Annotated in this window: 23 protein-coding genes, 1 pseudogene and 1 riboswitch; of the genes and pseudogenes, 18 read left to right on the top strand and 6 right to left on the bottom strand. The window is 40.7% G+C overall.

Annotation, left to right across the window (positions count from 1 at the left end; all coding sequences use genetic code 11):
* Positions 1-55: 55 nt before the first annotated feature.
* A complete protein-coding gene (locus A361_RS11630; protein ID WP_009334888.1) occupies positions 56-1,471 on the top strand; it encodes an FMN-binding glutamate synthase family protein in 1,416 nt (471 codons plus the stop codon).
* A 25-nt stretch (positions 1,472-1,496) separates the two neighbouring features.
* Here the strand turns inward: A361_RS11630 and A361_RS11635 are convergent, their stop codons facing one another.
* Together A361_RS11635 and A361_RS11640 are read right to left on the bottom strand one after the other, a co-directional pair.
* Complete coding sequence (locus tag A361_RS11635) at positions 1,497-2,987, bottom strand: spore germination protein (protein WP_019382466.1); 1,491 nt, start codon at positions 2,985-2,987, stop codon at positions 1,497-1,499.
* 122 nt (positions 2,988-3,109) lie between these two features.
* Positions 3,110-4,000, bottom strand: coding sequence for a TetR/AcrR family transcriptional regulator (locus A361_RS11640; RefSeq protein WP_009334886.1), 891 nt, complete (start codon positions 3,998-4,000; stop codon positions 3,110-3,112).
* A 189-nt stretch (positions 4,001-4,189) separates the two neighbouring features.
* On the opposite strand from A361_RS11640, the gene A361_RS11645 reads away from it, so the two are divergent.
* Complete coding sequence (locus A361_RS11645) at positions 4,190-5,731, top strand: DHA2 family efflux MFS transporter permease subunit (RefSeq protein WP_019382465.1); 1,542 nt, start codon at positions 4,190-4,192, stop codon at positions 5,729-5,731.
* An 89-nt stretch (positions 5,732-5,820) separates the two neighbouring features.
* Here A361_RS11645 and A361_RS11650 read toward each other — a convergent pair whose 3' ends face one another.
* The gene (locus A361_RS11650) at positions 5,821-6,003 is read right to left on the bottom strand and encodes a hypothetical protein (protein WP_009334884.1); all 183 of its coding nucleotides are present in this window, start codon (positions 6,001-6,003) and stop codon (positions 5,821-5,823) included.
* 171 nt (positions 6,004-6,174) lie between these two features.
* Here A361_RS11650 and A361_RS11655 point away from each other — a divergent pair, with 171 nt between their 5' ends.
* The 9 genes from A361_RS11655 (at position 6,175) to A361_RS11680 (ending at position 14,355) form a co-directional block, all read left to right on the top strand.
* A complete protein-coding gene (locus A361_RS11655; RefSeq protein WP_019382464.1) occupies positions 6,175-7,542 on the top strand; it encodes a sigma-54 interaction domain-containing protein in 1,368 nt (455 codons plus the stop codon).
* A 252-nt stretch (positions 7,543-7,794) separates the two neighbouring features.
* Positions 7,795-9,342, top strand: coding sequence for an AMP-binding protein (locus tag A361_RS11660; protein WP_019382463.1), 1,548 nt, complete (start codon positions 7,795-7,797; stop codon positions 9,340-9,342).
* 13 nt (positions 9,343-9,355) lie between these two features.
* A complete protein-coding gene (locus A361_RS11665) occupies positions 9,356-10,147 on the top strand; it encodes an enoyl-CoA hydratase (protein WP_019382462.1) in 792 nt (263 codons plus the stop codon).
* Between the two features lie 23 nt (positions 10,148-10,170).
* A complete protein-coding gene (locus A361_RS31240; RefSeq protein WP_019382461.1) occupies positions 10,171-10,296 on the top strand; it encodes a hypothetical protein in 126 nt (41 codons plus the stop codon).
* Positions 10,293-11,792, top strand: coding sequence for a sodium/proline symporter (locus tag A361_RS11670; protein WP_019382460.1), 1,500 nt, complete (start codon positions 10,293-10,295; stop codon positions 11,790-11,792). The genes A361_RS31240 and A361_RS11670 overlap by 4 nt, the downstream gene beginning before the upstream one ends.
* Positions 11,793-11,911: 119 nt before the next feature.
* Entirely contained in the window at positions 11,912-12,055 is a 144-nt protein-coding gene (locus tag A361_RS30455) for a hypothetical protein (RefSeq protein WP_019382459.1), read from the top strand.
* 23 nt (positions 12,056-12,078) lie between these two features.
* Positions 12,079-12,240 carry a hypothetical protein gene (locus A361_RS30460; protein WP_019382458.1) on the top strand — a complete coding sequence of 54 codons (162 nt, stop codon included), beginning with the start codon at positions 12,079-12,081 and terminating at the stop codon, positions 12,238-12,240.
* Between the two features lie 169 nt (positions 12,241-12,409).
* A complete protein-coding gene (locus A361_RS11675) occupies positions 12,410-13,438 on the top strand; it encodes a VanW family protein (RefSeq protein ID WP_019382457.1) in 1,029 nt (342 codons plus the stop codon).
* 365 nt (positions 13,439-13,803) lie between these two features.
* Positions 13,804-14,355, top strand: coding sequence for a methyl-accepting chemotaxis protein (locus tag A361_RS11680; protein ID WP_019382456.1), 552 nt, complete (start codon positions 13,804-13,806; stop codon positions 14,353-14,355).
* 32 nt (positions 14,356-14,387) lie between these two features.
* Here A361_RS11680 and A361_RS11685 read toward each other — a convergent pair whose 3' ends face one another.
* Both A361_RS11685 and A361_RS11690 read right to left on the bottom strand, forming a co-directional pair.
* Positions 14,388-15,362, bottom strand: a complete 975-nt coding sequence (locus tag A361_RS11685) for a TIGR03943 family putative permease subunit (protein WP_009334832.1) — start codon at positions 15,360-15,362, stop codon at positions 14,388-14,390.
* Between the two features lie 10 nt (positions 15,363-15,372).
* A complete protein-coding gene (locus tag A361_RS11690) occupies positions 15,373-16,365 on the bottom strand; it encodes a permease (RefSeq protein ID WP_009334831.1) in 993 nt (330 codons plus the stop codon).
* A 297-nt stretch (positions 16,366-16,662) separates the two neighbouring features.
* On the opposite strand from A361_RS11690, the gene A361_RS11695 reads away from it, so the two are divergent.
* The 4 genes and pseudogenes from A361_RS11695 (at position 16,663) to A361_RS11705 (ending at position 19,574) form a co-directional block, all read left to right on the top strand.
* Positions 16,663-17,865 carry a GTP-binding protein gene (locus tag A361_RS11695; protein ID WP_019382455.1) on the top strand — a complete coding sequence of 401 codons (1,203 nt, stop codon included), beginning with the start codon at positions 16,663-16,665 and terminating at the stop codon, positions 17,863-17,865.
* Positions 17,862-18,012 (top strand): annotated as a pseudogene (rpmG, locus tag A361_RS29375) (50S ribosomal protein L33). Before A361_RS11695 ends, rpmG begins: the two are co-directional and overlap by 4 nt.
* A 351-nt stretch (positions 18,013-18,363) precedes the next feature.
* Complete coding sequence (locus tag A361_RS11700) at positions 18,364-19,119, top strand: SDR family oxidoreductase (RefSeq protein WP_026041758.1); 756 nt, start codon at positions 18,364-18,366, stop codon at positions 19,117-19,119.
* A 128-nt stretch (positions 19,120-19,247) separates the two neighbouring features.
* The gene (locus A361_RS11705; RefSeq protein WP_019382453.1) at positions 19,248-19,574 is read left to right on the top strand and encodes a hypothetical protein; all 327 of its coding nucleotides are present in this window, start codon (positions 19,248-19,250) and stop codon (positions 19,572-19,574) included.
* 52 nt (positions 19,575-19,626) lie between these two features.
* Here A361_RS11705 and A361_RS11710 read toward each other — a convergent pair whose 3' ends face one another.
* A complete protein-coding gene (locus tag A361_RS11710; RefSeq protein WP_372675447.1) occupies positions 19,627-19,905 on the bottom strand; it encodes a phage holin family protein in 279 nt (92 codons plus the stop codon).
* Positions 19,906-20,240: 335 nt separating this feature from the next.
* Here A361_RS11710 and A361_RS11715 point away from each other — a divergent pair, with 335 nt between their 5' ends.
* The 3 genes from A361_RS11715 (at position 20,241) to A361_RS11725 (ending at position 22,779) form a co-directional block, all read left to right on the top strand.
* A complete protein-coding gene (locus A361_RS11715) occupies positions 20,241-20,441 on the top strand; it encodes a cold-shock protein (RefSeq protein ID WP_009334826.1) in 201 nt (66 codons plus the stop codon).
* 117 nt (positions 20,442-20,558) lie between these two features.
* Positions 20,559-21,143, top strand: a complete 585-nt coding sequence (locus tag A361_RS11720; RefSeq protein ID WP_019382452.1) for a DUF421 domain-containing protein — start codon at positions 20,559-20,561, stop codon at positions 21,141-21,143.
* A gap of 161 nt (positions 21,144-21,304) precedes the next feature.
* A riboswitch (SAM riboswitch) is annotated at positions 21,305-21,409 on the top strand.
* An 86-nt stretch (positions 21,410-21,495) separates the two neighbouring features.
* Complete coding sequence (locus tag A361_RS11725) at positions 21,496-22,779, top strand: Na+/H+ antiporter NhaC family protein (RefSeq protein ID WP_019382451.1); 1,284 nt, start codon at positions 21,496-21,498, stop codon at positions 22,777-22,779.
* The last annotated feature ends 1 nt before the right edge of the window (position 22,780 follow it).

The raw sequence follows: 22,780 nt of genomic DNA on the forward strand, positions 1-22,780 counted from the left end.
TAAATTCCCTTCCAATGGAAATAATGGAGGCTAAAAGATCTTTTGGAGAAAACGTATGACAAATATATTATTGATTGCAACTCTGGCTATGATTTTTATATTATTTATCTTTTTAATTTTAATGTTGATCGGCTGGCGCTGGATCATGAAGCGGCTCGTTAAGCAGGCAGGGAAAATAATTATGACAGACAGCTACCAGGAAAATCTCATTGAGCTGATCCCTGGTTTCAAGCATATGGGCATTCAAAATGCACTTGAAAATAACCTGCGAGCCGAAACGGGTGATGTCCTGCACCGCCCATTTGGCTCTTCGAAAAAATGGCCTCATTTCGATGAGATTACCTTTATTCCTGCACAGACTTCGCCCTTTCCGATTGACGGGGATGAAGATGTTGATGTGAAGGTGACAATCGGGCCAAAAGCGAAAAAACCAATGAAAATCAAAATACCCCTGATGATTAGTGGAATGGCCTATGGAATAGCATTGAGTGAGCAAGTGAAAATTGCGCTGGCAACAGCTGCCAAGAATACAGGTACGGCTGTCAATTCCGGTGAAGGAGGAATCCTTCCCGAAGAGCTTGAAAGTGCAGGAAAGTATATCCTTCAGTTCTCGAAAACCGAATGGGGGAAGGAAGAAAAAACCATCAAACGTGCCGACATGATTGAAATTAAGCTGGGGCAGGGAGCTGTAATGGGGATGGGAGGAAACATATCTCCTGAAAATTTAACCGGCCGTGCAAGGGAAGTAATGGGCTTAAAGGAAAATGAAACTGCGCATATAATGGAACACTTTTTTGATAAACAGACATTGAAGGATTTAAAGGAACTGGTGGATGAACTCCGCAGTATGACCGGAGGTGTTCCAATTGGTGCAAAAATAGGGGCAGGAGGAAAAATAGAAGAAGACATTGACCATTTAATCGAAATGGGCGTTGATTTTATAGCAGTTGATGGGGGCCAGGGAGCATCTGTCGGTGCGCCGCCTTTATTGTCAGATGATTTTGGGATTCCAACTTTACATGCTCTCATCCGTGCATCCAATCACCTTGAAAAACGAAAAAAGAAGGGGGAAATCAGCTTAATTGTATCAGGCGGCCTCTTCACACCAGGACACTTTTTAAAAGTCCTCGCTCTTGGCGCTGATGCTGTCTACCTTGGATCTGTTATGCTGTTTACTGTTTCCCATAAGCAGACTTTGAATTCGCTGCCTTTTGAACCGCCAACACAATCTGTGTGGAACGAAGGTAAATTCAAGGATACCTTTAAAATCGAAGATGGGACAAAATCTGCAGAAAAGTTTTTAACCGCGAGCACGGAGGAAATCAAAATGGCTTTGCGAGCCATGGGGAAAAAGACTTTAAAAGAACTGTCCAAGAAAGATCTTGTGTCCTATGATGAGATGACGGCAAAAATGATCGGGATTCCATTTTCCTTTGAACCTTGGGAAGACAAATCAAAGAAAACTGAATAACAGCCTGGCGCTTTTAGCCAGGCTGTTATTCATCAATATCTCTCTTAACTTTTGATTTCTGAGGGGGCTGAAACCGATGCGGATTCTGAGTTCTTAAATACACCGGCCTTAAAGGCTGAAACGGAAATCTGAGAAATGAATCTTTCAAGTCCCGGTATCTTGGCGGGTAAAACGGCTCCAAAAACGGTCTTCCGAGAGAGGTAAGCCTGATCATATGCGTCAGCAAGATGCAGGAACAGAACAACACACCTACAAAACCCCATAAATTGGCGAAAATTAAAAACGGAAATCTTAGAAATCGAATCGTATTATTCATCTTGTAAACAGGTGTTGTAAAAGAGGCAAGAGCTGCCAATGCGATAATAATTAACAAGACATTACTTGTCAGTCCTGCCTGTACAGATGCAGTTCCAATGACAATCCCTCCTACGATACCGATTGTCTGCCCGACTTTCGTGGGCAGTCTGGCTCCAGCTTCTCTTAAAAGCTCAATTACCAGTTCAAGCATTAAAGCTTCATAGAAAGGCGGCAGGGGAATATGCTGTCTTGAAGTCACCAGTGTACCTAACAAATCCGTGGGGATAAGCTCCATATGATAAGTAAGCGTTGCAACATAAATGGACGTGATCTGTATGGAAAATATAACAGAAAAGGCCCGCAATATTCTTGCAAAAGAAGCGATAGTCCAATTTAAAAAATAATCTTCAAAGGAACTGAAGAATTCAGAAAACGTTGTAGGGGTAATCAGCACATGCGGTGACCCATCTATGGCGATCACGATTTTTCCTTCTGCAAGGACAGCGGCTGCCCTGTCCGGTCTTTCTGTATCCAGCAGCTGAGGGAAAGGAGAGTTCTTATTATCAGAAATGAGCTGTCCAATATAAGAACTGTCAGTGATTTCATCAAAATCGATATTTTCAATTCTTTCTTTAACCATGCTGACATAATCTGCATTCGTGATTCCCTCAATATAGAGAACGGCCACCACTGTTCTGGATATGCTTCCGATTATATATTCCTCAATGATCAGTTCAGAGACGGGCAGCCGTTTGCGGATTAAATTTAAATTATTGTCTAAAGACTCGACAAAAGCTTCCTTCGGTCCAATAACCGTTTGCTCGACTTCCGGATGCGTCAGCTCCCTTACATATGAACATTTAGCAGCCATAAAAGCCGCTTTTTGCTTTTCTGCTTCTACTGTAACCATCACATAGCCATTTAAAAGCAAATGTTCTGCTTTTGAAAGTTCCTCACAAATTTGTATGCTTGCCGATGGCAAAAGCTTTTTCAAATCATCGATCTTGTTGAACTCACCCTGAAGAAGCTGAGGAAGCAAACTCTTGGTGATCATTTTTTGGTCAGTCAGTGTTTTGAAATAAATAAAAGAAAAACAAAGACCTGTTTGCCTATTGCTATAATTTACCTTTTGGAAATCGTGAGATCGTGAAAAGGACTTTTCCAGCTCGACAAATTCATACTCGGATATATTCTTCTTCTTTTTTAACTCTTTTTTCATACACAAATCACCAGTTTGTTTCGGCATTATGTGTAGTGTTACCGTTTTTGGAAGGATTATGAATGAATAGACGGGGAATAGCTAAAAAAAGCCTTCCTGAAGAAGGAGGAAGGCATTTTTAATTACACGGGTTCTTCTTCCGGCTGTTTAAAACAGGCAGAAACAAGCATTTCAAGATTCTCAAATTCTTTAGCATCCAAAAAGGAAATGCAGCTGCGCAACGTATTCAGTGCGCTATCAATGAGAAATTTTCTTGGCTTTTTCGAATGAACCATTTCTTCCTGAATAAAGTCCAGAAGATCCATGCAATCGTTCTGAGATTCCTGCTGTATGGACTTTTTTAAAGTCAAAATGGATTTGCAAAGAATATGCACATTTCTATGATCTGTCTGCTTAAATCTGTTTTCAATCAGTTCAGGCTTCAGCAGGTATTCATCGGCAGAACTGACCTCTTCAACGACCTTCCTGATTCTTTCTACACTATAACGGACCACAGGATTAATGCTTGAAGAGAACTCAAAGAATTTTGTATAGTATTTTACGTTATGATGGAGGATTCCAAGGAACATCACAGCGCAGTCCAGCAAATAGGGTTTCTTGTCTTCACCAAAAATTTCAATAAACCGGTTGAAAATCCAATCCACCATTCTAAGCTGGCCTTCTTTAATGAACTGCTTGAGTTCAGGATCATTTGAAACAAGCACTTCTTCAAAAAGGGCAACCAATTTATTCGTCCGATTCATATTCATTTGTAATTCTATCTGCTGTGTGAATACTTCTAAGCTGCTTGGATCCTGGCCAATAAGGAGCTTATTGCGTTCATCCTCCATTTTTTTATGCAATGTTTTAAAAATGGACATAAGCAGCTCATTTTTTGAGGAAAAATAATTATAGAAGGTTCCTTTAGAGATCCCGCTGTATTCTAAAATATCCTGAATGGAGGTAGCTTGAAACCCTTTATCCAGGAATAATTGATGTGCTTTTTCTATTACATGCAGTTTCCTGTCATTCATTTATTATCACCTGTCATTTTATTTGAACTGTGTGTATAATTTAATAGTACATCATTCTAAGACTTTTCACAAACCCTCTATTTAACAAGGATTTTTTTGTTGCAAAAATTGTACTCATGGTATATTATATGGTTTGTGTGTAACGCAAGTATAAAAGAATGAACTGATAGTACAGGAGGAAAAATGCAAATGGAACAAGCAATAAATAATAAAACAGATCGACCGCCCTATGGGATTCTGGCTGTTTTAATGATTGGGGCATTTATTGCCTTTTTGAATAATACATTGTTAAATATTGCCTTGCCATCTATTATGGCAGATTTAGAAATTGAAGCGGCAACAGTGCAGTGGCTGACTACCGGCTTTATGCTGGTAAATGGTATTTTGATCCCGGCTACTGCCTTTTTAATTGAAAAATATACAGTCCGCAGGTTATTTATTGTGGCAATGGGGCTATTTACAATTGGTACGCTTGTAGCGGGTGTTGCTCATGCATTCCCGGTATTGCTGGCAGGCAGAATGCTGCAGGCATCGGGATCGGCAATCATGATGCCTTTGTTAATGAATGTTATGCTGATCAGCTTTCCGGTGGAAAAACGCGGAGCAGCCATGGGTGTATTTGGCCTGATCTTAATGTTTGCCCCTGCTATTGGGCCTACTCTTTCCGGATGGATTATTGAACATTATGATTGGAGAATGCTATTCCACTTCCTTTCACCAATTGCCGGTGTCATACTAGTGCTTGGTGCCGTCATGCTAAAGGACAAAAAGGAAAAAGTGAATATTCGTCTGGACCTGTTTTCCCTAATTCTATCAAGTGTAGGGTTTGGCGGAATACTTTATGGATTCAGTTCTGCAGGGAACAAAGGCTGGGATAGCCCTCATGTATATTTGACAATTGCTGTAGGTGTCATCAGCTTAGTATGGTTTATCCTAAAACAATCGAAATCTGATCGTCCAATGCTCAACTTTGGGGTATATAAGTACCCGATGTTTGCCTTGTCATCAGCCATCAGCATGACCGTAAATATGGCGCTGTTCTCCGGGATGATTCTGATTCCGATTTATGTTCAGACACTAAGGGGAATTTCACCGCTGGATGCAGGATTGATGATGCTTCCAGGTGCCATTGTTATGGCCGTGATGTCGCCATTAACAGGAAAGCTGTTCGATAAAATCGGCGGCCGGATACTGGCGATCATTGGGTTAGCCATTACAGTGGGAACTACTTATGCATTCAGCAGGCTGACTCTGGAAACAACTTATACACAGCTGATAATTCTGAACTCAATCAGGATGTTTGGGATGTCCATGGTCATGATGCCAGTTTCTACGAATGGCTTGAACCAGCTGCCAAGAAGACTTTATCCTCATGGAACAGCAATGAACAACACGCTGAACCAGGTGGCAGGAGCCATTGGTACAGCCTTATTGGTAACAGTTATGTCAACAAGGACGGAAACGCATGCTGCTGAAATCGCGAAAGAAGCGATGAAAGGCGGGGCTATGGCTAATGGCGGCCAAATGACTGAAGCCGCTGTGGCGGAAATGCAGCAGCAAGTTTTAATGAAAGCCATGCTTGAGGGAATCAACGATGCTTTCTTCGTAGCAACCTTCATCGCAGCAGCTGCACTGGTTCTGGCCTTCTTCATTAAACGTGCAATACCAATGGAAGACCCGGTTGAAGAGCCAAAGCAGGAGAATATGGTGTCTAAATTAGCAAAAAATTAGTTAGAAGAGGGGGAATCTTAGGATTCCCTTTTTTTTATGGTTTTATGAAAAAGCCTGCTATGCATTCTGAGCATTAGCAGGCTTTCTTATTATCTATTTTTTCCAACTAATTTGATTGATTGATGTCCGCTGTGAGGGTGAGGTGAAAAAAGAATATGATCCAGATACAGAGCTTCCAGCTTTCGGTCACTTAAATTGAACAAGCTATGATTATGCTGGAATTTAGATAGAGATAATAATTTGCTGATTAACGTTTCTCTGTTTAATGGCATGTAATGAACCCTCCCTTTTGTTAGTTTTATTTTAATTCATATTTATCCGATTAGTCAAGTAGGGATTAATAAATTAAAATCGACCCTGTTTTAATTATTAGAATTTTCAGCTTTTAGTTGGCCCTTTTATGCTAAAATATGTCTAATGAGTACATAAAAAGGAGATTTATTATGAAAAATACAGCACTTTTCATAAATAATCATTTGCTGGATTTAATTTTTGAATGTACATATTATGGGATTGTGATCGTGGACACTGAAGGAATCATACAATATATGAGCAATAATTATTGTGATTTTCTAGATGTCCAGAGAGACGAGGTAATTGGCAGGCATGCCACAGAGGTGATTGAAAATACCAAAATGCACCTGGTTGCACAAACAGGAAAGCAAGATTTTGCTGATCTGCAATTTCTGCAGGGCGATTTTGTTATCGCAAATCGAATTCCGATTATCGAAAATAATCAAATTATCGGAGCAGTCGGGACGATAATTTTTCGTGATTTGGATGAATGGAAGAAATTGAACAGTCATATAAAAGGGGTATTATCCGAGCTTAATTATTATCGAAGCGAGTGGAATGAATCAAATGGATTAAGATATTCTCTTCATGATTTGATAGGGGAAACAGAGGAGATTATAGATCTAAAGGAAAGGGTCATGCGCATTTCAAGAGGGGATATCTCCATACTATTGAGGGGGGAGAGCGGTACAGGAAAGGAGATCCTGGCACAAAGCATTCACCAGCTGAGTGAAAGAAGCGACAAACCTTTTGTAAAAGTAAATTGCGGTTCCATACCTGAGCATTTATTGGAATCTGAGCTGTTCGGCTATGAGGATGGTGCATTCACAGGCGCAAGAAAAGGCGGTAAGATAGGAAAATTCCATTTGGCTGATGGGGGAACCATTTTCCTTGATGAAGTAGGGGACATGCCTTTACATATGCAGGTGAAACTTTTACGAGTTCTGCAGGAAAGGGAATTTGAGCCTATAGGAGCCCTGCAGCCTAAAAAAGTGAATGTGCGTGTTATTGCCGCAACAAATCGTCCACTTGAAAAAATGATCAATGATCATTTATTCCGGGAAGACTTGTTTTACAGGATTAATGCAGTTCAGTTATTTATACCGCCTTTAAGATCGAGAAGATCTGATTTGCCCCTCCTGACTGAACACTTTTTAAGGAAAGCGTCAAAGCGGATAGGCAAGAGGGTGACAGGAACAAGTCCAAAAGCAGCTGCACTGATTAAACAATATGACTGGCCGGGGAATATCCGTGAATTAGAGAATGTTCTGGAAGCCAGTGTCCATTTAACGGATAGCGAAACAATTGGACTGGAAGAACTTCCTGATTATTTAAAAGGCGGGAAAGAGAAATCAGTAATCAAAAATTTAAAACTTCTTTTGGAGGAAACTGAAAAGAATGCTATCGAAACAGCCTTAAAAAAATACAGCCAGGACAAAAATAAAGCTGCCGAATCATTGGGAATAGGCAATTCTACTATTTACGATAAAATAAAAAAATATAATATTACCTCATAATGCCAAAAATCCGGGAACTCGGAATTCAATCCGAAATCCCGGATTTTTGTTTTCTTCCTAGTAGCATTACATAGCTAAATACAAGAATATGTAATTTACTTTCTGAAAAGTCGGAAAAATAATCTGCTTATCTGGCTGTAAAACTATTATCTAAAGTATTTTCAAACTGGCACAAAACTTGCAATAGATTTTTAGCAGGAAAGCCTTTATATAAAATGTATACGCTTATATTAGTGAAGGAGGAAGATTTTTTTGGATCTTGGACATTTTACACGGAAGATGGCACTTGATTTCAATAGTGAAAACCCTATGAAAGTAGCAATAAAAGAAGAAACAGGCAGGAAATGGACATACGACTGTCTTCATCGGACTTCAAACTCCTATGCAAATAAGCTTAAGGAACTTGGCGTCAAAAAAGGCGAGCGTGTAGGTATACTGCTTTATAACTGTCTTGAATATTTCGCGCTGTATTTTGCAGCTGCGAAAATCGGGGCTATTGCTGTCCGTCTAAACTTCCGGCTGACCAGCAATGAATTTGAGTATGCCTTAAATGATTCTGGTACAAAAATACTATGTTTTCATTCAAAGCTAACTCCTCAGCTTGAAGACATCCGTAAACATGTAGGAGTGGAAAGATATCTTTGTCTAGCGGATAAGGATGAATCAAAGCCTGCATGGGCTCAAGGCTGGGATTTACTGGATGGGGGCGCCGAGGATGAAATCAATACAGATTCCATAGGATTAAGCGATCCCTTAATGCTAATGTATACGTCCGGGACTACCGGGAGACCGAAAGGAGCCATCTGGACACACGAAACGACTTATTGGTTTTCTGTCATGCAGGCGCTTAAATGGAATTTTAATGGCAAGGAAATTGGAATGACAACAGGACCGCTCTATCATGTGGGAGCGATGGAAGATATCGCGCTTCCTATTTTAATGATGGGCGGTACCGTAGTGATAACCGGCAGCAAAGGTTTTGAAATAAACAGGATCCTGGCAGTGATTGAAAAGGAATCAGTCACCGACTGTTTTCTCTTTCCGTTTATGATTTATGAAATGCTTAACCTGTCTTCATTATCCGATTTTAGATTTACACATTTAAAAACTATTTATACAGGCGGAGACCCTTTAATGCCTTGGGCTATTGAAAAATTAAAAGTGAATTTTCCTCATATCGGGGTGGTTCAGGTTTATGGACTTACAGAAGGTACGCCGATTGCGGCCTGTCTGGATCCAGAAGATGCCTGTAAAAAAGGCGAGACGGTAGGTAGGCCATTGCCATTGACTGAAATCCAGATTATTGATCAAAATAGAAGGCCTCTTCCTCCAGGGGAAATTGGAGAAATTGTGATCAAAAGCCCTGCAGTGTCAGCTGGCTATTGGCGAAAGCCGGAAGCCACCAAAGAGACATTTACAGGTGGATGGTGCAGAACAGGTGATTTAGGAGGGCTGGATGAGGATGGATATTTATCCATTGCTGGAAGGAAAAAAGATATGATCCGAAGCGGTGGAGAAAATGTGTACGCTGCTGAAATTGAAGATGTCCTGTACCGGCTTGAGGGAGTGAAAGAAGTATCCATTATCGGTGTCCCTGATCCGAAATATATTGAAGCTGTTTGTGCAGTCATAGTCAGGAAGGATGGCTGTATTCTTACAGAAGAAGAGGTTATCAACCACTGCAAAAAGTATCTTGCGAGTTACAAAAAACCGAGGAAAGTCATCTTTACAGAGAAACTGCCCCGCACACCATCCGGTAAAGTTCAAAAGTTCATGCTCAGAGAACAATATAGCTCATGAAGGAGGGACAGATTTGGAAAAGACAAAAGCTGTTTCCTGGTCAGTTCAAAGTAATATTGCCATTATTAAGATTGCTAATCCGCCATTAAATGTTCTGAGTGCCGAAGTAATTGAGTTATTGTCACATACAGCAGATAAGATTGAAAGCGATTCCAATATTAAGGCTGTAATCATAACAGGGGCTGGAGAAAGGGCTTTTGTCGCCGGAGGCGACATAAAAGGCTTTCCGGATTGGATGGGAAAAGGAATTGAATTCGCAAAAGAAAAGTCTCTTTGGCTGCAGGAACCCTTAAATAAACTTGAAAGGCTGCCTCAGCCAACGATTGCTGCCATCAATGGGTTTGCTTTGGGCGGCGGTTGTGAATTGGCTTTAAGCTGTGACATCCGGATAGGAGAGGAGCACATAAAAATTGGGCTGCCTGAAATAAAGCTTGGCTTATTTCCAGGTGCGGGAGGAACTCAGCGGCTTTCACGTCTTGTTGGTAAATCAAAAGCCAAAGAGCTGATCTTCATTGGTGAGCCGATATCTGCACAGGAGGCCTGGAGGATAGGGTTAATTAACCGTATTGCCCCAAAAGGAAAGTCGCTTGAAATGGCTCTGGATCTTGCTGAGTCAATCAGTGCACATTCTTTGCCAGCACTTACTTTTGCCAAACGATCGATCGATAAAGGTTATGAGCAAAAACTTGAGATTGCACTAATCACCGAGGCTGAATATTTTGGACAGGTATTTCAAACTGAAGATGTAAAAGAAGGTGTCGGTGCTTTTATTCAAAAAAGGGATCCTAAATTTACTGATCAGTAGCTAAAAGAATAGGAGGTATTGGTATGTTTGGATTATCGCCATTAATGACTTTTATGTTATTTGGTTTTTGGCCGCTGTCATTGGCAGCCGCAGGTATATGGGGAGTATTGGCATTTAAAAATTCAGGGGAAGAGGAGGATGCTTTATGATATTGGCCATCGGAATTATTTATCTTCTTGTCATACTCGTTATCGGGTTATTATCCATGAGACACCAAAAAGACATGGACACCTTCTATACCGGGGGGCGGAGATTTGGCCCGTGGCTGGTCGCTTTGGCTGTTTCTTCCACAACCATGTCAGGTTACGGTTTTATTGGACTGACCGGGCTGGTATATGAGCATGGCTATGCCATTTTTATGATCGGTATTTTTGCCACTGCCGGAATCTTTGTAAGCTTCTTGATATTGGCAAAGCCGATGAGGAGAATTACACAAAAATTTGGCGCACTGACCATTCCGGACTTATTGGAAATCCGCTATAACAGCAAAACTGTGCGGGGCATTACTGCACTTGCCATCCTTGGCGGAGCAATTGGCTATCAGATGGCTCAATATAAAGCATTGGGCAATATGCTTGAAACCGTATTAGGGGTTGATTATAAGCTTGCTTTATTTATAGGAGTGGCCATTTTAACGGTATATGTTGTCGGCGGAGGAATGATCAGTGCCGTCTGGACAGACTTTATTCAAATGATTGTCATGATTGCGGGCGCTTTAATTGTTTTTATAGGCGGAATGAAAATGGTTGGCGGCATGTCCCAAATGAATGCTGAGCTGACAGCTATTAATCCTGATATGGTTCAGGCCTTCCATACTACAGGCCCAATCGGAATTTTTGCTTTCATATCCTATTTCTTTATTTACGTAATCGGTCATCAGGGTCAGCCGCATGTTGTAACCAAATTCTATATGATCAGAAAAATTTCCATGCTAAAGTGGGCTTGTATTATTGCGGCTTCAACTTACGCGATAACAGCTTTATTGTGGTTTGTTGGCCTTTATACACGAGTAATGGTAAATCGCGGAGAAATGGCAGCACCGGCAACTCCTGATATGGTGGCGCCGATGTTTATCGAAAACTTTTTCCCGCCTGTTGTTGCAGGAATCATATTTGCTGCTGTCATGGCAGCGATCATGTCGACTAGCGAAGCATTTCTTCTAGTCGCGAGTTCATCGATTGTAAGGGACATCTACCAGCAGATCATTAAGAAAGGTGAAAAATTGTCTGAGAAAAAGGAATTGGCGCTATCCAGATGGTTCACTCTTGCGATTATAGCTGTCACATTCCTGCTTTCCCTAAATCCCCCTGATCTCGTTGGCTGGCTGGGCAATGCATCATGGGGTATCTTCTCAGCATCATTGCTGCCTGTATTAAGCATCGGCCTATTGTGGAGGCGTGCAACGAAGACAGCTGCTATTTGTTCATCTGCTTTAGGGTTCATCTCCAGCCTTGGTCTATACATTCTGAAAGTAAAAGGAATTTATGTTCCAGCACTTGATACAGGGGCGATTGCTATGATCATCTCGACCATATCATTAGTTGGTATCTCCCTTATCACAAAGCCTGCATCAAGCCCAATCTTTGAAGATAAGCCAAAAGGATCTGCCAAAACCGAAGATCCGGCAGCAGCTAACTTCTCATAAAATGGCGCCAGGCACCTATACCGCTTTAACAACATGGTATAGGTGCCTGGTACTTTTCATGAATAAATAAGCACCACTGATCCCAAAATAAAAACACTTTCAAATAGGGAGGATTATTCATGAGAGAAACGTGTTTTTATTGTACGAAAGAGATCACGGACAAACAAATGCATTTGATTTCGTTTGATATGGCAGAAAATGAACGGGAAGAAATCCTCTGCAAAGAATGTTATAGTGAATGGCTTCATGGGATAAAAGGTTAAGTAAGAAATAGGGAGGTTTTAGCATGAAATGGGACAAAGATGAAAATGAAAAATCAAAAGTTGAAACGGCTGAAGAAGTGCTTGAAATCAGTTCAACAGGCTATGGTTTAGAATCTGTTTCAGAAAGTGAAGTTAATTCTCATGAAAAAGAACGGGAAAATCCGTCCGGCTGCGGAGGAGTATAATAGCTTGTAAAACGTCTGCAACCCGCAGGCGTTTTTAAATAGTAAAAAAGGTACAACTTAACTTGCAGCAATGCAGGAATACCTCATATCGCCGGTGAATACAATTAGAAAATGGAAACAGTTTCCTAAATAGAGAGAGGAAGCTAATATTTAAAAAGCTGGGGGAAAAATGAGTAAGCGAAAATGGGGAATATCACTTTTGTTGATTGTCTGTTTCATAGGATTAGCCGGGTGTTCAGGTAAAGTTGCCGGCGATAATGAGCTGGAGAAAAAGACAGCGGAAAAGGCTAAAGAAGATGAAGAAAAGTCCAAAGAGGAGGCAAAAGCAGAGGAGCAGGCCAAAGAGGAAGAAAAGAAGGAAGAAGTAAAACCGGTTGTGGTCAATGTGATCGATCCCAATACAAAAGCAGTACTTAAAACCTTCAGCCCTGCTGAGATGGGCTTTGGAGGTGAAGATGAAAAATATAAGGCAGAACTTGCCCAATGGGCTAAAGAAATAGCACGGGGCACGGATGCAAAGCAAGGGTATGATCAAAGAATGACCCTTGATAAATTAGGTCCGGATGGGAAAATTATTAAGGGGCAGCCTGAAATTATCCTTGAAGAAAGTGAATTGGTGCAGAGGATTATTGATTCGTCTGTAAGCGGAGGCGATGTCGAACTGCCGCTCTATGTATCTGAAAGTGGATATGACCCTGCAGATGTACCCTATCTGGGTGAAGTGGTCGTTGCGTCATATACAACCCGTTTTAACAGTGGTGTGGCAGGCAGAACAAAAAATATTGAACTCTCTGCAGAAGCCATCAATAATATTATTCTAGGTGTCGGAGATCATTTTTCTTTTAATACAACTGTGGGTCCCAGTGATGAAGCTCATGGATATCAGCCTGCTGAAGAAGCCATTAATGGCAAGCTCGTGATGGGCATTGGCGGCGGTATTTGCCAAACATCCTCCACACTTTTCAATGCCGTCGATAAAGTCGGGGTCAGCTATGTCGAAAAACACCACCATTCCGTGACGGTGGGCTATGTCCCTAAGGGCAGGGATGCAACCGTGTCCTATGGAGGAAAAGACTTCAGATTTGAAAATACTACGGGCATCCCTCTTCTTGTAAAAGCAAACTTTGGAAATGGTGTTTTAACGATTGAAATCAGAACAGCAAAAAAATATGAAGGATTACTGAAGAAAGCAGTATGATGGCAGCATGCACCTATACCAGGTTTCCGGTAAGGTGCCTGTCTTGTTTTTAAACCACTCTTGCATTGACAGAATAAATTGCTGAAAAAATAAGCAAAAAGCGGAGGGGTTTGTCCACACCTTTTTAGTCCCTCTTAATACAATAATATAGAAGATCTCCTCCCTAAGGATCTTTGGTCTGCATAGTCGCCGCTAATCTGCCAGCCGGATTAGCGGCATTTTCTTTGTTATATGCAAATAATGAGAAAGGAAGAGAATTTTCTGTAAATACATGAGCTGATAGGTAAAAAGGACCTGACTTACCAGGTGTGTTCATGTTAAATTATAAGTAGAATATCCTATTTTATCTGGAAAAGAGGAAAGTCATGAAATTATCTGTGGCAAAAAAACTGTTCCTCGGGTTTTTATCTGTCCTTTTATTATTTGGTCTTGAAGCTGCAAGGGCTGGTGAGCATGGCAGGGGCTTTTCGGTTGTCGCAGATGAAGTCCGCAAACTGGCAGAGGGTTCCAAACAATCTGCTGTTCAGATTCAGCAAATGATCGGACTTGTTCAGGAAGAAACAAAGCAGGCCGTTCAGGCAATGGAGAAAGGGAATGACCAGGTAAAAGAAGGCCTTGAAGACACGATGGAAGCAAGTGCTGCTTTTGCCGAAATCGCCGATTCAATGGGTAATGTAACATATAAAGTCGAGGAAGTTTCATCCTCAGTGGAGGAACTGACTGCCTTAACCAGCCAGATCATTGAAGTCATGACAAATGTGCAGGACATTTCAGAAAAAAATGCAGCAGCTTCACAGGAAACTTCTGCCGCAACAGAAGAACAGCTCGCGACAATGGAAGAAGTATCAACATCAGCAGGATCACTTGCAAAGCTTGCGGAAGAACTGCAGGAGGTTGTATCGAGATTTAAATTATAAAAGGGACTCAGCTGAGTCCCTTTTGATTTGTATTATAAGATTTTAATGGTTAAGGGATACAGATATGGAATAAACGGCTCCTCAATTTCTTTCCATTCCTTAATTTTAATCAGAGGAAGCTCCGTCCCATTATAGGATGCCTTATCTATGACTCCGCTAACTTTAACCCACATATTATCATAGAGTTCCGGAGCTTCCTCCATTTCTGAAAGAAAGCCAATCATACTTGCATCTGCCACACAATGCGTAATCAAAAACCTCGAAATGACAAGCTGATTGGAAGCAAGTCCTTCTTCTTTATATATAAATCCCTGAAATTCAATTTCCCTGCCAATGAATTTATCAATATCCTTACTGATTTCCTCATAATACAAGCTAAAAACTTTATCATCCATCTTAATAGCAGAAGCCGAATAAAGGTCCTTTTTTAATTGCTCAAACTCTTCATTGGATATTTCCTCTACTTCTTCATTTACAGACAGGTCATGTTCCAGCTCCTCAACTTCTTCCAGCTCTTCTTCAAAAGAATAGTCTTCAAGGTCAAAGTCTGATTCTTCAGAGCCTGCCGATGTATTCACCTCTTGTTTTTGATTCCCAAGTATGGCCAGCCCGCCTTTCTTTTCAGCAATTGAAGCATCAAGCGTCCTCGCGGGTAAGAAGAATCCTGTTAAAAGTGGAAATAATATAATAGAGTATGAAAGCAGCTTTTTACCTGTAAACGGTGTATCACCATGATCATGGTGATGAGAACAGCTATGATCGTCATGGTGGCAGCAATCCTCGCCGTGATGGTGTTCGTGATCCTCTTTTTCTCTTTTGGAACTCCATATCCTGGTAATCTGAATAAAAAATAAAAATAAAAACAGTATGGAAGCGGATTGACTTAAGCGGACATACTTCGGATTAATATATTTGGTTATATCGCCTGTATAATGAAGCTGAAAAATCAGTCCGCAAAAAGCCAGTAGAATCAGCGCCCTCAATGCCTGCTGAAAATGGATTTTCATAGCAATCCTCCTAAATGAAATTCTGTACAAGAACCAGCGTGAAAAAGACAACGGAAGCGGTCAGCGCTAATACCCCAAGAACAAACTTCATCCGAAACACACTAAGCATCATGATTGTATTTTTAAAATCGATCATTGGACCAAAGATCAGGAACCCCAGTACGGAAGACTTAGGAAATATGCTGCTGAATGAGGCACCAATAAAAGCGTCTGCCTCGGAGCATAGTGACAACACATAAGCAAAGCCCATCATGATCAGCAAGGATACAACCGGATTATCAGCATTTTGCAGAAATGTTTTTGCGGGCATATAGACTTGTACAATGGAAGCTAATAAAGCACCAATTATTAAATATTTGGCCATGTCAAAAAATTCATCGATTGAATGAGTCAGCATCGACCAAATCCGGTCCAGGAAAGAACGATTGTATTCGCTGCTGTGGGGTAAATGAAGATTATTTTTCAATTGCCCGGACTTAAAGAAGATGCTCACACTAAAGGCGACTATTATAGCAATTAGGAATCCAAGTCCCATTCTTAAGCCCGCCATTTCAAAATCGTTTCCAAAAGCCATGTATGTAGAAGCAATGACGATGGGATTAATCAAGGGCCCAGTCAGCATAAAACCAATCGCTGCATATACTGGAACACCCTTGGACATAAGACGGCGGATAATGGGGACAATTCCGCATTCACACGCTGGAAAAAGGGCGCCCGCCACGCAGCTCATGACAACAGCAGCCGTTCTATTTTTCGGTATCCACCTTTTTATATGGTCTTCTGTAATGAAAATTTGGATAAACCCTGCAATCAGCACACCTATCAGGACAAAAGGCAACGCTTCTATTAAGATGCTGATAAAGATAACATTCAAATTTAACAGAGAAGGGGGAATATCAAAGGATAAACCTAAGCCAGAGCTGAAAGATATTAAATATACCAGAATGGCTATCAAAATTATGCCCGTTATATCAATGATATGGCTGCGAACAACTCGATTCATAGTATCCTCCTGTGTTTAAAAATCGTAATGATTTCGTTTTATACTCTATATTAATTTTATGATATTGTAAATGGGATTATGAGCATTTTGAAAGGATAGGAGAATTGGAGGATAAAAAAATATAAAGTCTATCCTTGCAATCGAAAGAAAATTTTAATATGATTTAAATCGTAACAATTACGATTTAATAAAAATCCACCAATATTCTCGAGTAAACACTATATCTAATCAGGGTGAGGGGGAGTAATCAAAAATAAATCGTAATAATTACTATTTATACCGAAAAGGAGAGAATCCATGATAAAGAAGTTACCCGTCACTGTACTGAGCGGCTATTTAGGTTCAGGAAAGACCACTCTGCTCAACCACATACTACATAATCGCAGCAATAAGAAAATTGCAGTGATTGTAAACGATATGAGTGAAGTCAACATAGACGCATCCATGGTAAAAAAAGGCGGTTTTACCAGAACCGATGAAAAGCTGGTTGAGCTTCAAAACGGCTGTATCTGCTGTACCCTGAGAGAAGACTTAATGATAGAAGTGGAAAGGCTGGTTAAAGAAGGGGATATCGATTATATCCTGATTGAATCCTCAGGCATCTCAGAACCTATTCCGATTGCCCAGACTTTTACTTATATGGATGAAAGTTTGGGTATTAACCTTTCAAAATGGTGCACTCTTGACACCATGGTTACAGTTGTAGATGCAAATCGTTTTTGGCATGACTTTGCATCCGGAGAAACTCTGCTGGACCGCAAACAGGGCACAGATGAAAGTGACGTTCGGGAAATTGTTGACTTATTAATTGATCAAATAGAATTCGCAAATGTTATAGTGCTGAACAAGATGGATTTGGTTGATCCGGAAAGCGCTGATGAGCTTAGGGCTATATTAGAAAAGTTAAATCCTGAAGCGAAAATTATTAATGCCGTAAATTCAGGGGTTGAACCGGAAGAGATCCTTCATACTCGTCTTTTTGATTTTGAAACGGCGAGCCAGGGAGCAGGCTGGATTAAGGAGCTTAATGAGGAACATACACCGGAAACTGAAGAATATGGAATTTCATCCTTTGTATATAGAAGGAAAAGGCCTTTCCATCCAGAAAGATTCATGCAATGGCTAGAAGACTTCCCTGCAGATATTGTGAGAGCCAAAGGCTTTTTCTGGCTGGCTTCCCGAAATGACATGGCTGGGCTCCTGTCTCAGGCTGGGCCATCCATAACACTGCAAGGTGCCGGGGAATGGATAGCAGCCCTTCCAGAAGTGGAAAGAAACGAAATTTTAAAAAATGACCCAGAACTTCTTAATAGATGGGATAAGGAATTTGGAGACAGAATGACAGAGCTTGTATTCATTGGCATGGATATGAAACAAGAAGAGGTTGCATCAAGCCTGGATGATTGTTTACTAACCGACAAAGAAATGAGTTCAGCCTGGAGCAGGCTGGCTGACAGGCTGCCACCTTTTAATTCTACTAGGATGGAGGAAATAGTATGAAAGTGAAAATTACTTTGGCATGCATTGAAACAGGGTATCGCAACTATAATAACAACCAAAAATAAAAGAAATAATCTACATAGGATTGAATTAATGAAATACTCTCCAAAGCTAAAAAAACACACCCTGCACAGGGAGACAAAATAACATAATCGTTTCCTTTTAATGTCTGGATGAGCTCTGACGGAAACTAACAGAGCAATCTGAAAAATTATGTTGATTTTTCCCGGCCCTGCAGATATTCTCAAACTAGGAGATATACGGAAGGGGAATTGAGATTCTATTATGTGGCAGAACATGTAATCATTTTAAGCTAAAATAGAGCAGCTTTCTCATAATGTCGGAAAGGTCTCTCTATTTTTAAAAATGATGAAAACAAGGTATGCCCTGCTGTGAATTCTTAAACCATAAGCTGGCAGATACCTTGTTGTGTATCTGCTTTTTTATTGGAATCTTTATCTCCTGGCTACCCCGCAGCAGGCCAAATTGGAGGGAAAGCTGATGAATCAACAGAATAAGACCGTTATTGTTACAGGTGTCAGCAGCCATAAAGGCATAGGTGCTGCTATATGCCGAAAGCTGGCTATTCAAAATTTTAACATATTCTTTACTTATTGGGATGCCGAGCCCCATTGGGAAAAAGTATTCAGCAATGAGATATCGGAAATCGGGGTTGAATGCAAAGGTCTTGAAGCAGACTTATCGGATGTTCAATCAGCAGAAAAGGTGCTTGAATCTGCTGCCTTGACAGTTGGAAAGCCGATGATACTTGTTAATAATGCAGCTCATTCAACAAGAGATGGATATCTGGAGCTTGATGCAAAAACACTGGACGCACACTATGCGGTTAATATGAGAGCCCTATTTCTTCTCTGCACTGAATTTGCCAAAAGATTTCCGGATTGGAATTTGCCTTACGGTCGAATCATTAATATGACTTCCGGACAAGAGCTGGGTCCAATGCCCGGTGAATTGGCTTATGCTTCTACTAAAGCAGCCATCACGGCGTTTACCAGATCTCTGTCAACAGAAATTGCTCATTTAGGAATAACCGTCAATGCGATTAACCCTGGTCCAACAGACTCTACATGGATGGATGAAGGCATAAGAAATCACCTATTGCCTAAATTTCCAGCCGGCAGAATCGGCCAGCCTGAAGACGCAGCCAATCTTGCAGCATTTCTGGCAAGTGAAGAGTCAAAGTGGATAACAGGGCAGGTGATCCATTCCGAGGGAGGGTTCATTCGCGGTTAACCTAAAAGCAAGTGACATTTATTTAACAAATCTCAGCTATTTATATCATTTTTGATACAAAATACCCAAAAGGGTTTATTGATCTCCTCCAAATGTGTATAAATAGAAGTTATAGAGGGGAGAGACCTATGTTAAATTTATTAAATGACCCTGATTTTATTCAAAAGTGTGAAACTTCCTCCCCGCTTGAGATGGTTGAATACTTAACAGGCGGTAATATTAGAGGATTGGAAAAAATTGCTTTGGGCACGCTTGCAAACAGAAAACAGCTGCCGGCAAATGTCGTGAATGTCCTGATCGTTTATTTCTTCAGCACATTTGCGAATAAAGTATATGACCGAAATGATCTTGCCAGGCTTTATGATTACTGGGCATCGAATCATGTATACAGTTTGGCAAAAGCACAGGAAATGACTGGTGAGTATATTGAAAAAGTTCTGGCCAGCTTAAAATAATAGAGTAAATAAAAAGTTCATCCTAATTGGGATGAACCTTTTTTGATATCATCTAATTCTTTTTATTGCTATATGCACCTTCTATAGTCTGTTTCATCATTTGATGTCCAAGCACCGCAACGCCTGCTGCAACGATTCCGTTAAGGAGCCCTTCAAAAGAAAAGCCAAATGCCAGGCTGCCTGCGGAAACAGAAATGATTACAAGAATCCATACGATGGACCAATCAGGAATTTTTGGTGTCTGTTTCAATGCATACCCAATTACCCACAAGGCCGGGACCAGCATGTAATAATTCTGGTTTAAAAAATCCAGTAAGTTCAATCCACTCACCTCCTGATCCTGTTTTCTATATTTTATGAATGCATCATATAATTTGTTTGTCTGATTGTCTCTAAAATGGTAGATATATCATGATAGATTTACACATTTTGGAATCCGCGGAAGACGAAATAGTTTGAAAATTCCTTTTGCAAACGGGTGGTATAGTTGACATTCCTTCCTATAAGTGCTAAATTTGAATCAGCCGTTATGCATCGTGTTATATTTTGCTAGCTGCTTTTTCAACCGTTAGGCAATGGTCTGGATGAGTAATGAACGTAAAGTTATAAGCGTGTATATGGTGAATTTACACATGGCTTTTTCTAGCCAATAGGAGGATTTTTTTCATGAAAAACGGTAAAGTAAAATGGTTCAATGCTGAAAAAGGTTTCGGATTCATCGAAGGTGAAGACGGAAACGACGTATTCGTACATTACTCTGCTATCCAATCTGAAGGTTTCAAATCTTTAGAAGAAGGCCAAGAAGTTTCTTTCGAAGTTGTTGAAGGTGCACGCGGACCTCAAGCAGCTAACGTAACTAAACTATAATCGACAGACCCATACAAAAACAGCCTGGCCATTTGGTCAGGCTGTTTTATTTATCAACGATTGTATATAAGTACCTGCTATGCCACAACCTATGGGAAAAAGGGAAGGTGGTATAAGATGGATTTTTTATGGGAATCAGTCCTTTTAATTTTTTCAGGGGTATTGCTTTTACGTGTGGCCGGAAGAAAATCCATTTCGCAAATGACATTAGCTCAAACAGTTGTGATGATTTCAATAGGTACCATTATCATTCAGCCGATCATTGAGACAAGTGTTTGGAAAACGATTGTGGCAGCAGCTATCTTAATCGGATCATTAATATTAATGGAATATCTGCAGGTAAAGTTTAATTTTATTGAAAAATTTATAACGGGCAAATCCAAAATTGTGATTGAGGATGGGAAGCTAAAAACAGCAAATATGAGGAAGCTGCGCTTTACAGCTGATCAGCTGGAAATGAGGCTTAGAACCAACGGAATCACAAAAATTTCAGATGTCAAAATGGCTACGCTTGAACCGAATGGACAGCTTGGGTATGAGTTAATGAATGATGCGAAGCCTTTGACTGTTGGAGAATTTAAAAGGCTGATAGGAGAAATGATTTTGCAGTCACCCGTTCAGCCTGCACCACAAGCATCAGGTGATATATTTCAGGAGCTGAAAAAGGGGCATTCCCCGCCAAATTCAAAAGATCTGCACTAATTTTAAGCCGCATTGCGGCTTTTTTAAATTCATAATCCCCATCTTTCCCCTTTTAAAGTATTATTCAGATTCTTAATCTATAACAAAAAAGTGCTTGAAGTTTCGCGAGTTTCCTGTATAATTTTCAAACGTGAGTTATTTCAGAATAATTTCATATAAATCACTTATCAAGAGAGACTGAGGGACTGGCCCGAAGATGTCTCGGCAGCGGGCTCTATAGAGCGCTGTGCCAAATCCAGCAAGCATAGGTGCTTGGCAGATAAGAAGAGAACGATTGATTTGTTAAGATCTCTTCTTGCTTGAAGAGGTCTTTTTATTTTGCTGGAAAATCCATTCGGAGAGGAGATTTTTAATGAAAAACAAGGGCAATCCCTGGGCATTATTGCCGCTTTTGGCTTTCCTTCTAATTTTTATTGGAAGCGGCATAGCAACAGGAGATTTCAATAGCATTCCAATCATTGTCATTGTATCCGCTACAGCCGGAATAGGACTGGCAATGAACAGAAAAAAGCCATTCATGGAAAAAGTAGAGATATTCACTAAAGGGGCAGGTCATCCCGATATTATATTAATGTCCATCATTTTTATCCTGGCAGGGGCCTTTTCTGGTACAGCTAAAGGTATGGGTGCAGTTGATTCAACAGTGAACCTTGCACTCTCTTTTATCCCGCAGAATCTGCTTATGGTCGGAATTTTTATCATTGCATGCTTTATTTCATTATCAATGGGAACATCAATGGGGACAGTTGTAGCTCTCGCTCCAATTGGTGTAGCTCTTTCTGCGGAGACCGATATTTCCGTCGCATTGGCCATGGCAGCAATAATAGGCGGTGCCATGTTCGGGGATAATCTTTCCGTCATTTCTGATACGACCATTGCAGCGGTCAGGACACAAGGAACGAGAATGACCGATAAATTCCGTGTGAATTTCTTAATCGTCCTGCCTGCTGCATTGCTTACGGCTTTGATTCTTGGGATTTTAACAGCAGGTCAGGAAAGCGTGGTAACCAGCGGGGATTACAGCTTTTTGAAAGTAGTCCCTTATCTTGGCGTATTGGCTGCAGCTTTGCTTGGCATGAATGTCATTCTTGTCCTTAGCGGGGGTATCCTTCTTGCAGGGCTGATCGGAATTGCAGACGGCAGCTATACCTTTGTTTCATTCCTGCAAATGGTTGCTGAAGGAATGGCTGGTATGCAGACCCTTGCGATAATTGCCATCCTCATTGGCGGATTGGTTGAGATCATCCGATTTAATGGCGGAATCGATTACTTGCTTCACATGGCTACAAGCAAAATAAAATCTCGCAGGGGAGCTGAATTTGGTATTGCGTCACTTGTCACCCTGACAAATTTATCTACAGCCAATAACACAATTGCCATCATTATTGCAGGGCCGCTTGCCAAAAAAATTGCAGATCAATATGAGATTGACCCACGTAAATCAGCAAGTATTCTTGATATATTTGCCTGTTTTGTACAAGGGACTATCCCATATGGGGCACAGATGCTGGCTGCTTCCGGGCTCGCTGCCATTTCGCCGGTGAGCATCATGGCATATTCCATTTATCCAATATTAATTGGCATTTGCGGTGTTATTGCCATTTTGATTAACTTCCCTAAGCTAAAAAAGCAATAGA

This window comes from Cytobacillus oceanisediminis 2691, assembly GCF_000294775.2.
Classification (GTDB): domain Bacteria; phylum Bacillota; class Bacilli; order Bacillales; family Cytobacillaceae; genus Cytobacillus; species Cytobacillus pseudoceanisediminis.

What these genes read in the sequence shown, in the direction of transcription:
- A361_RS11675 (WP_019382457.1), top strand. Translation starts at nt 12,410, where the DNA reads ATGAGTAAGCGAAAATGGGGAATATCACTTTTGTTGATTGTCTGTTTC.
- A361_RS11655 (WP_019382464.1), top strand. Translation starts at nt 6,175, where the DNA reads ATGAAAAATACAGCACTTTTCATAAATAATCATTTGCTGGATTTAATT.
- A361_RS30455 (WP_019382459.1), top strand. Translation starts at nt 11,912, where the DNA reads ATGAGAGAAACGTGTTTTTATTGTACGAAAGAGATCACGGACAAACAA.
- A361_RS11630 (WP_009334888.1), top strand. Translation starts at nt 56, where the DNA reads ATGACAAATATATTATTGATTGCAACTCTGGCTATGATTTTTATATTA.
- A361_RS11635 (WP_019382466.1), bottom strand. Translation starts at nt 2,987, where the DNA reads ATGAAAAAAGAGTTAAAAAAGAAGAAGAATATATCCGAGTATGAATTT.
- A361_RS11715 (WP_009334826.1), top strand. Translation starts at nt 20,241, where the DNA reads ATGAAAAACGGTAAAGTAAAATGGTTCAATGCTGAAAAAGGTTTCGGA.
- A361_RS11685 (WP_009334832.1), bottom strand. Translation starts at nt 15,362, where the DNA reads ATGAAAATCCATTTTCAGCAGGCATTGAGGGCGCTGATTCTACTGGCT.
- A361_RS11640 (WP_009334886.1), bottom strand. Translation starts at nt 4,000, where the DNA reads ATGAATGACAGGAAACTGCATGTAATAGAAAAAGCACATCAATTATTC.
- A361_RS11705 (WP_019382453.1), top strand. Translation starts at nt 19,248, where the DNA reads ATGTTAAATTTATTAAATGACCCTGATTTTATTCAAAAGTGTGAAACT.
- A361_RS30460 (WP_019382458.1), top strand. Translation starts at nt 12,079, where the DNA reads ATGAAATGGGACAAAGATGAAAATGAAAAATCAAAAGTTGAAACGGCT.
- A361_RS11680 (WP_019382456.1), top strand. Translation starts at nt 13,804, where the DNA reads ATGAAATTATCTGTGGCAAAAAAACTGTTCCTCGGGTTTTTATCTGTC.
- A361_RS11695 (WP_019382455.1), top strand. Translation starts at nt 16,663, where the DNA reads ATGATAAAGAAGTTACCCGTCACTGTACTGAGCGGCTATTTAGGTTCA.
- A361_RS11645 (WP_019382465.1), top strand. Translation starts at nt 4,190, where the DNA reads ATGGAACAAGCAATAAATAATAAAACAGATCGACCGCCCTATGGGATT.
- A361_RS11690 (WP_009334831.1), bottom strand. Translation starts at nt 16,365, where the DNA reads ATGAATCGAGTTGTTCGCAGCCATATCATTGATATAACGGGCATAATT.
- A361_RS31240 (WP_019382461.1), top strand. Translation starts at nt 10,171, where the DNA reads ATGTTTGGATTATCGCCATTAATGACTTTTATGTTATTTGGTTTTTGG.
- A361_RS11725 (WP_019382451.1), top strand. Translation starts at nt 21,496, where the DNA reads ATGAAAAACAAGGGCAATCCCTGGGCATTATTGCCGCTTTTGGCTTTC.
- A361_RS11720 (WP_019382452.1), top strand. Translation starts at nt 20,559, where the DNA reads ATGGATTTTTTATGGGAATCAGTCCTTTTAATTTTTTCAGGGGTATTG.
- A361_RS11650 (WP_009334884.1), bottom strand. Translation starts at nt 6,003, where the DNA reads ATGCCATTAAACAGAGAAACGTTAATCAGCAAATTATTATCTCTATCT.
- A361_RS11670 (WP_019382460.1), top strand. Translation starts at nt 10,293, where the DNA reads ATGATATTGGCCATCGGAATTATTTATCTTCTTGTCATACTCGTTATC.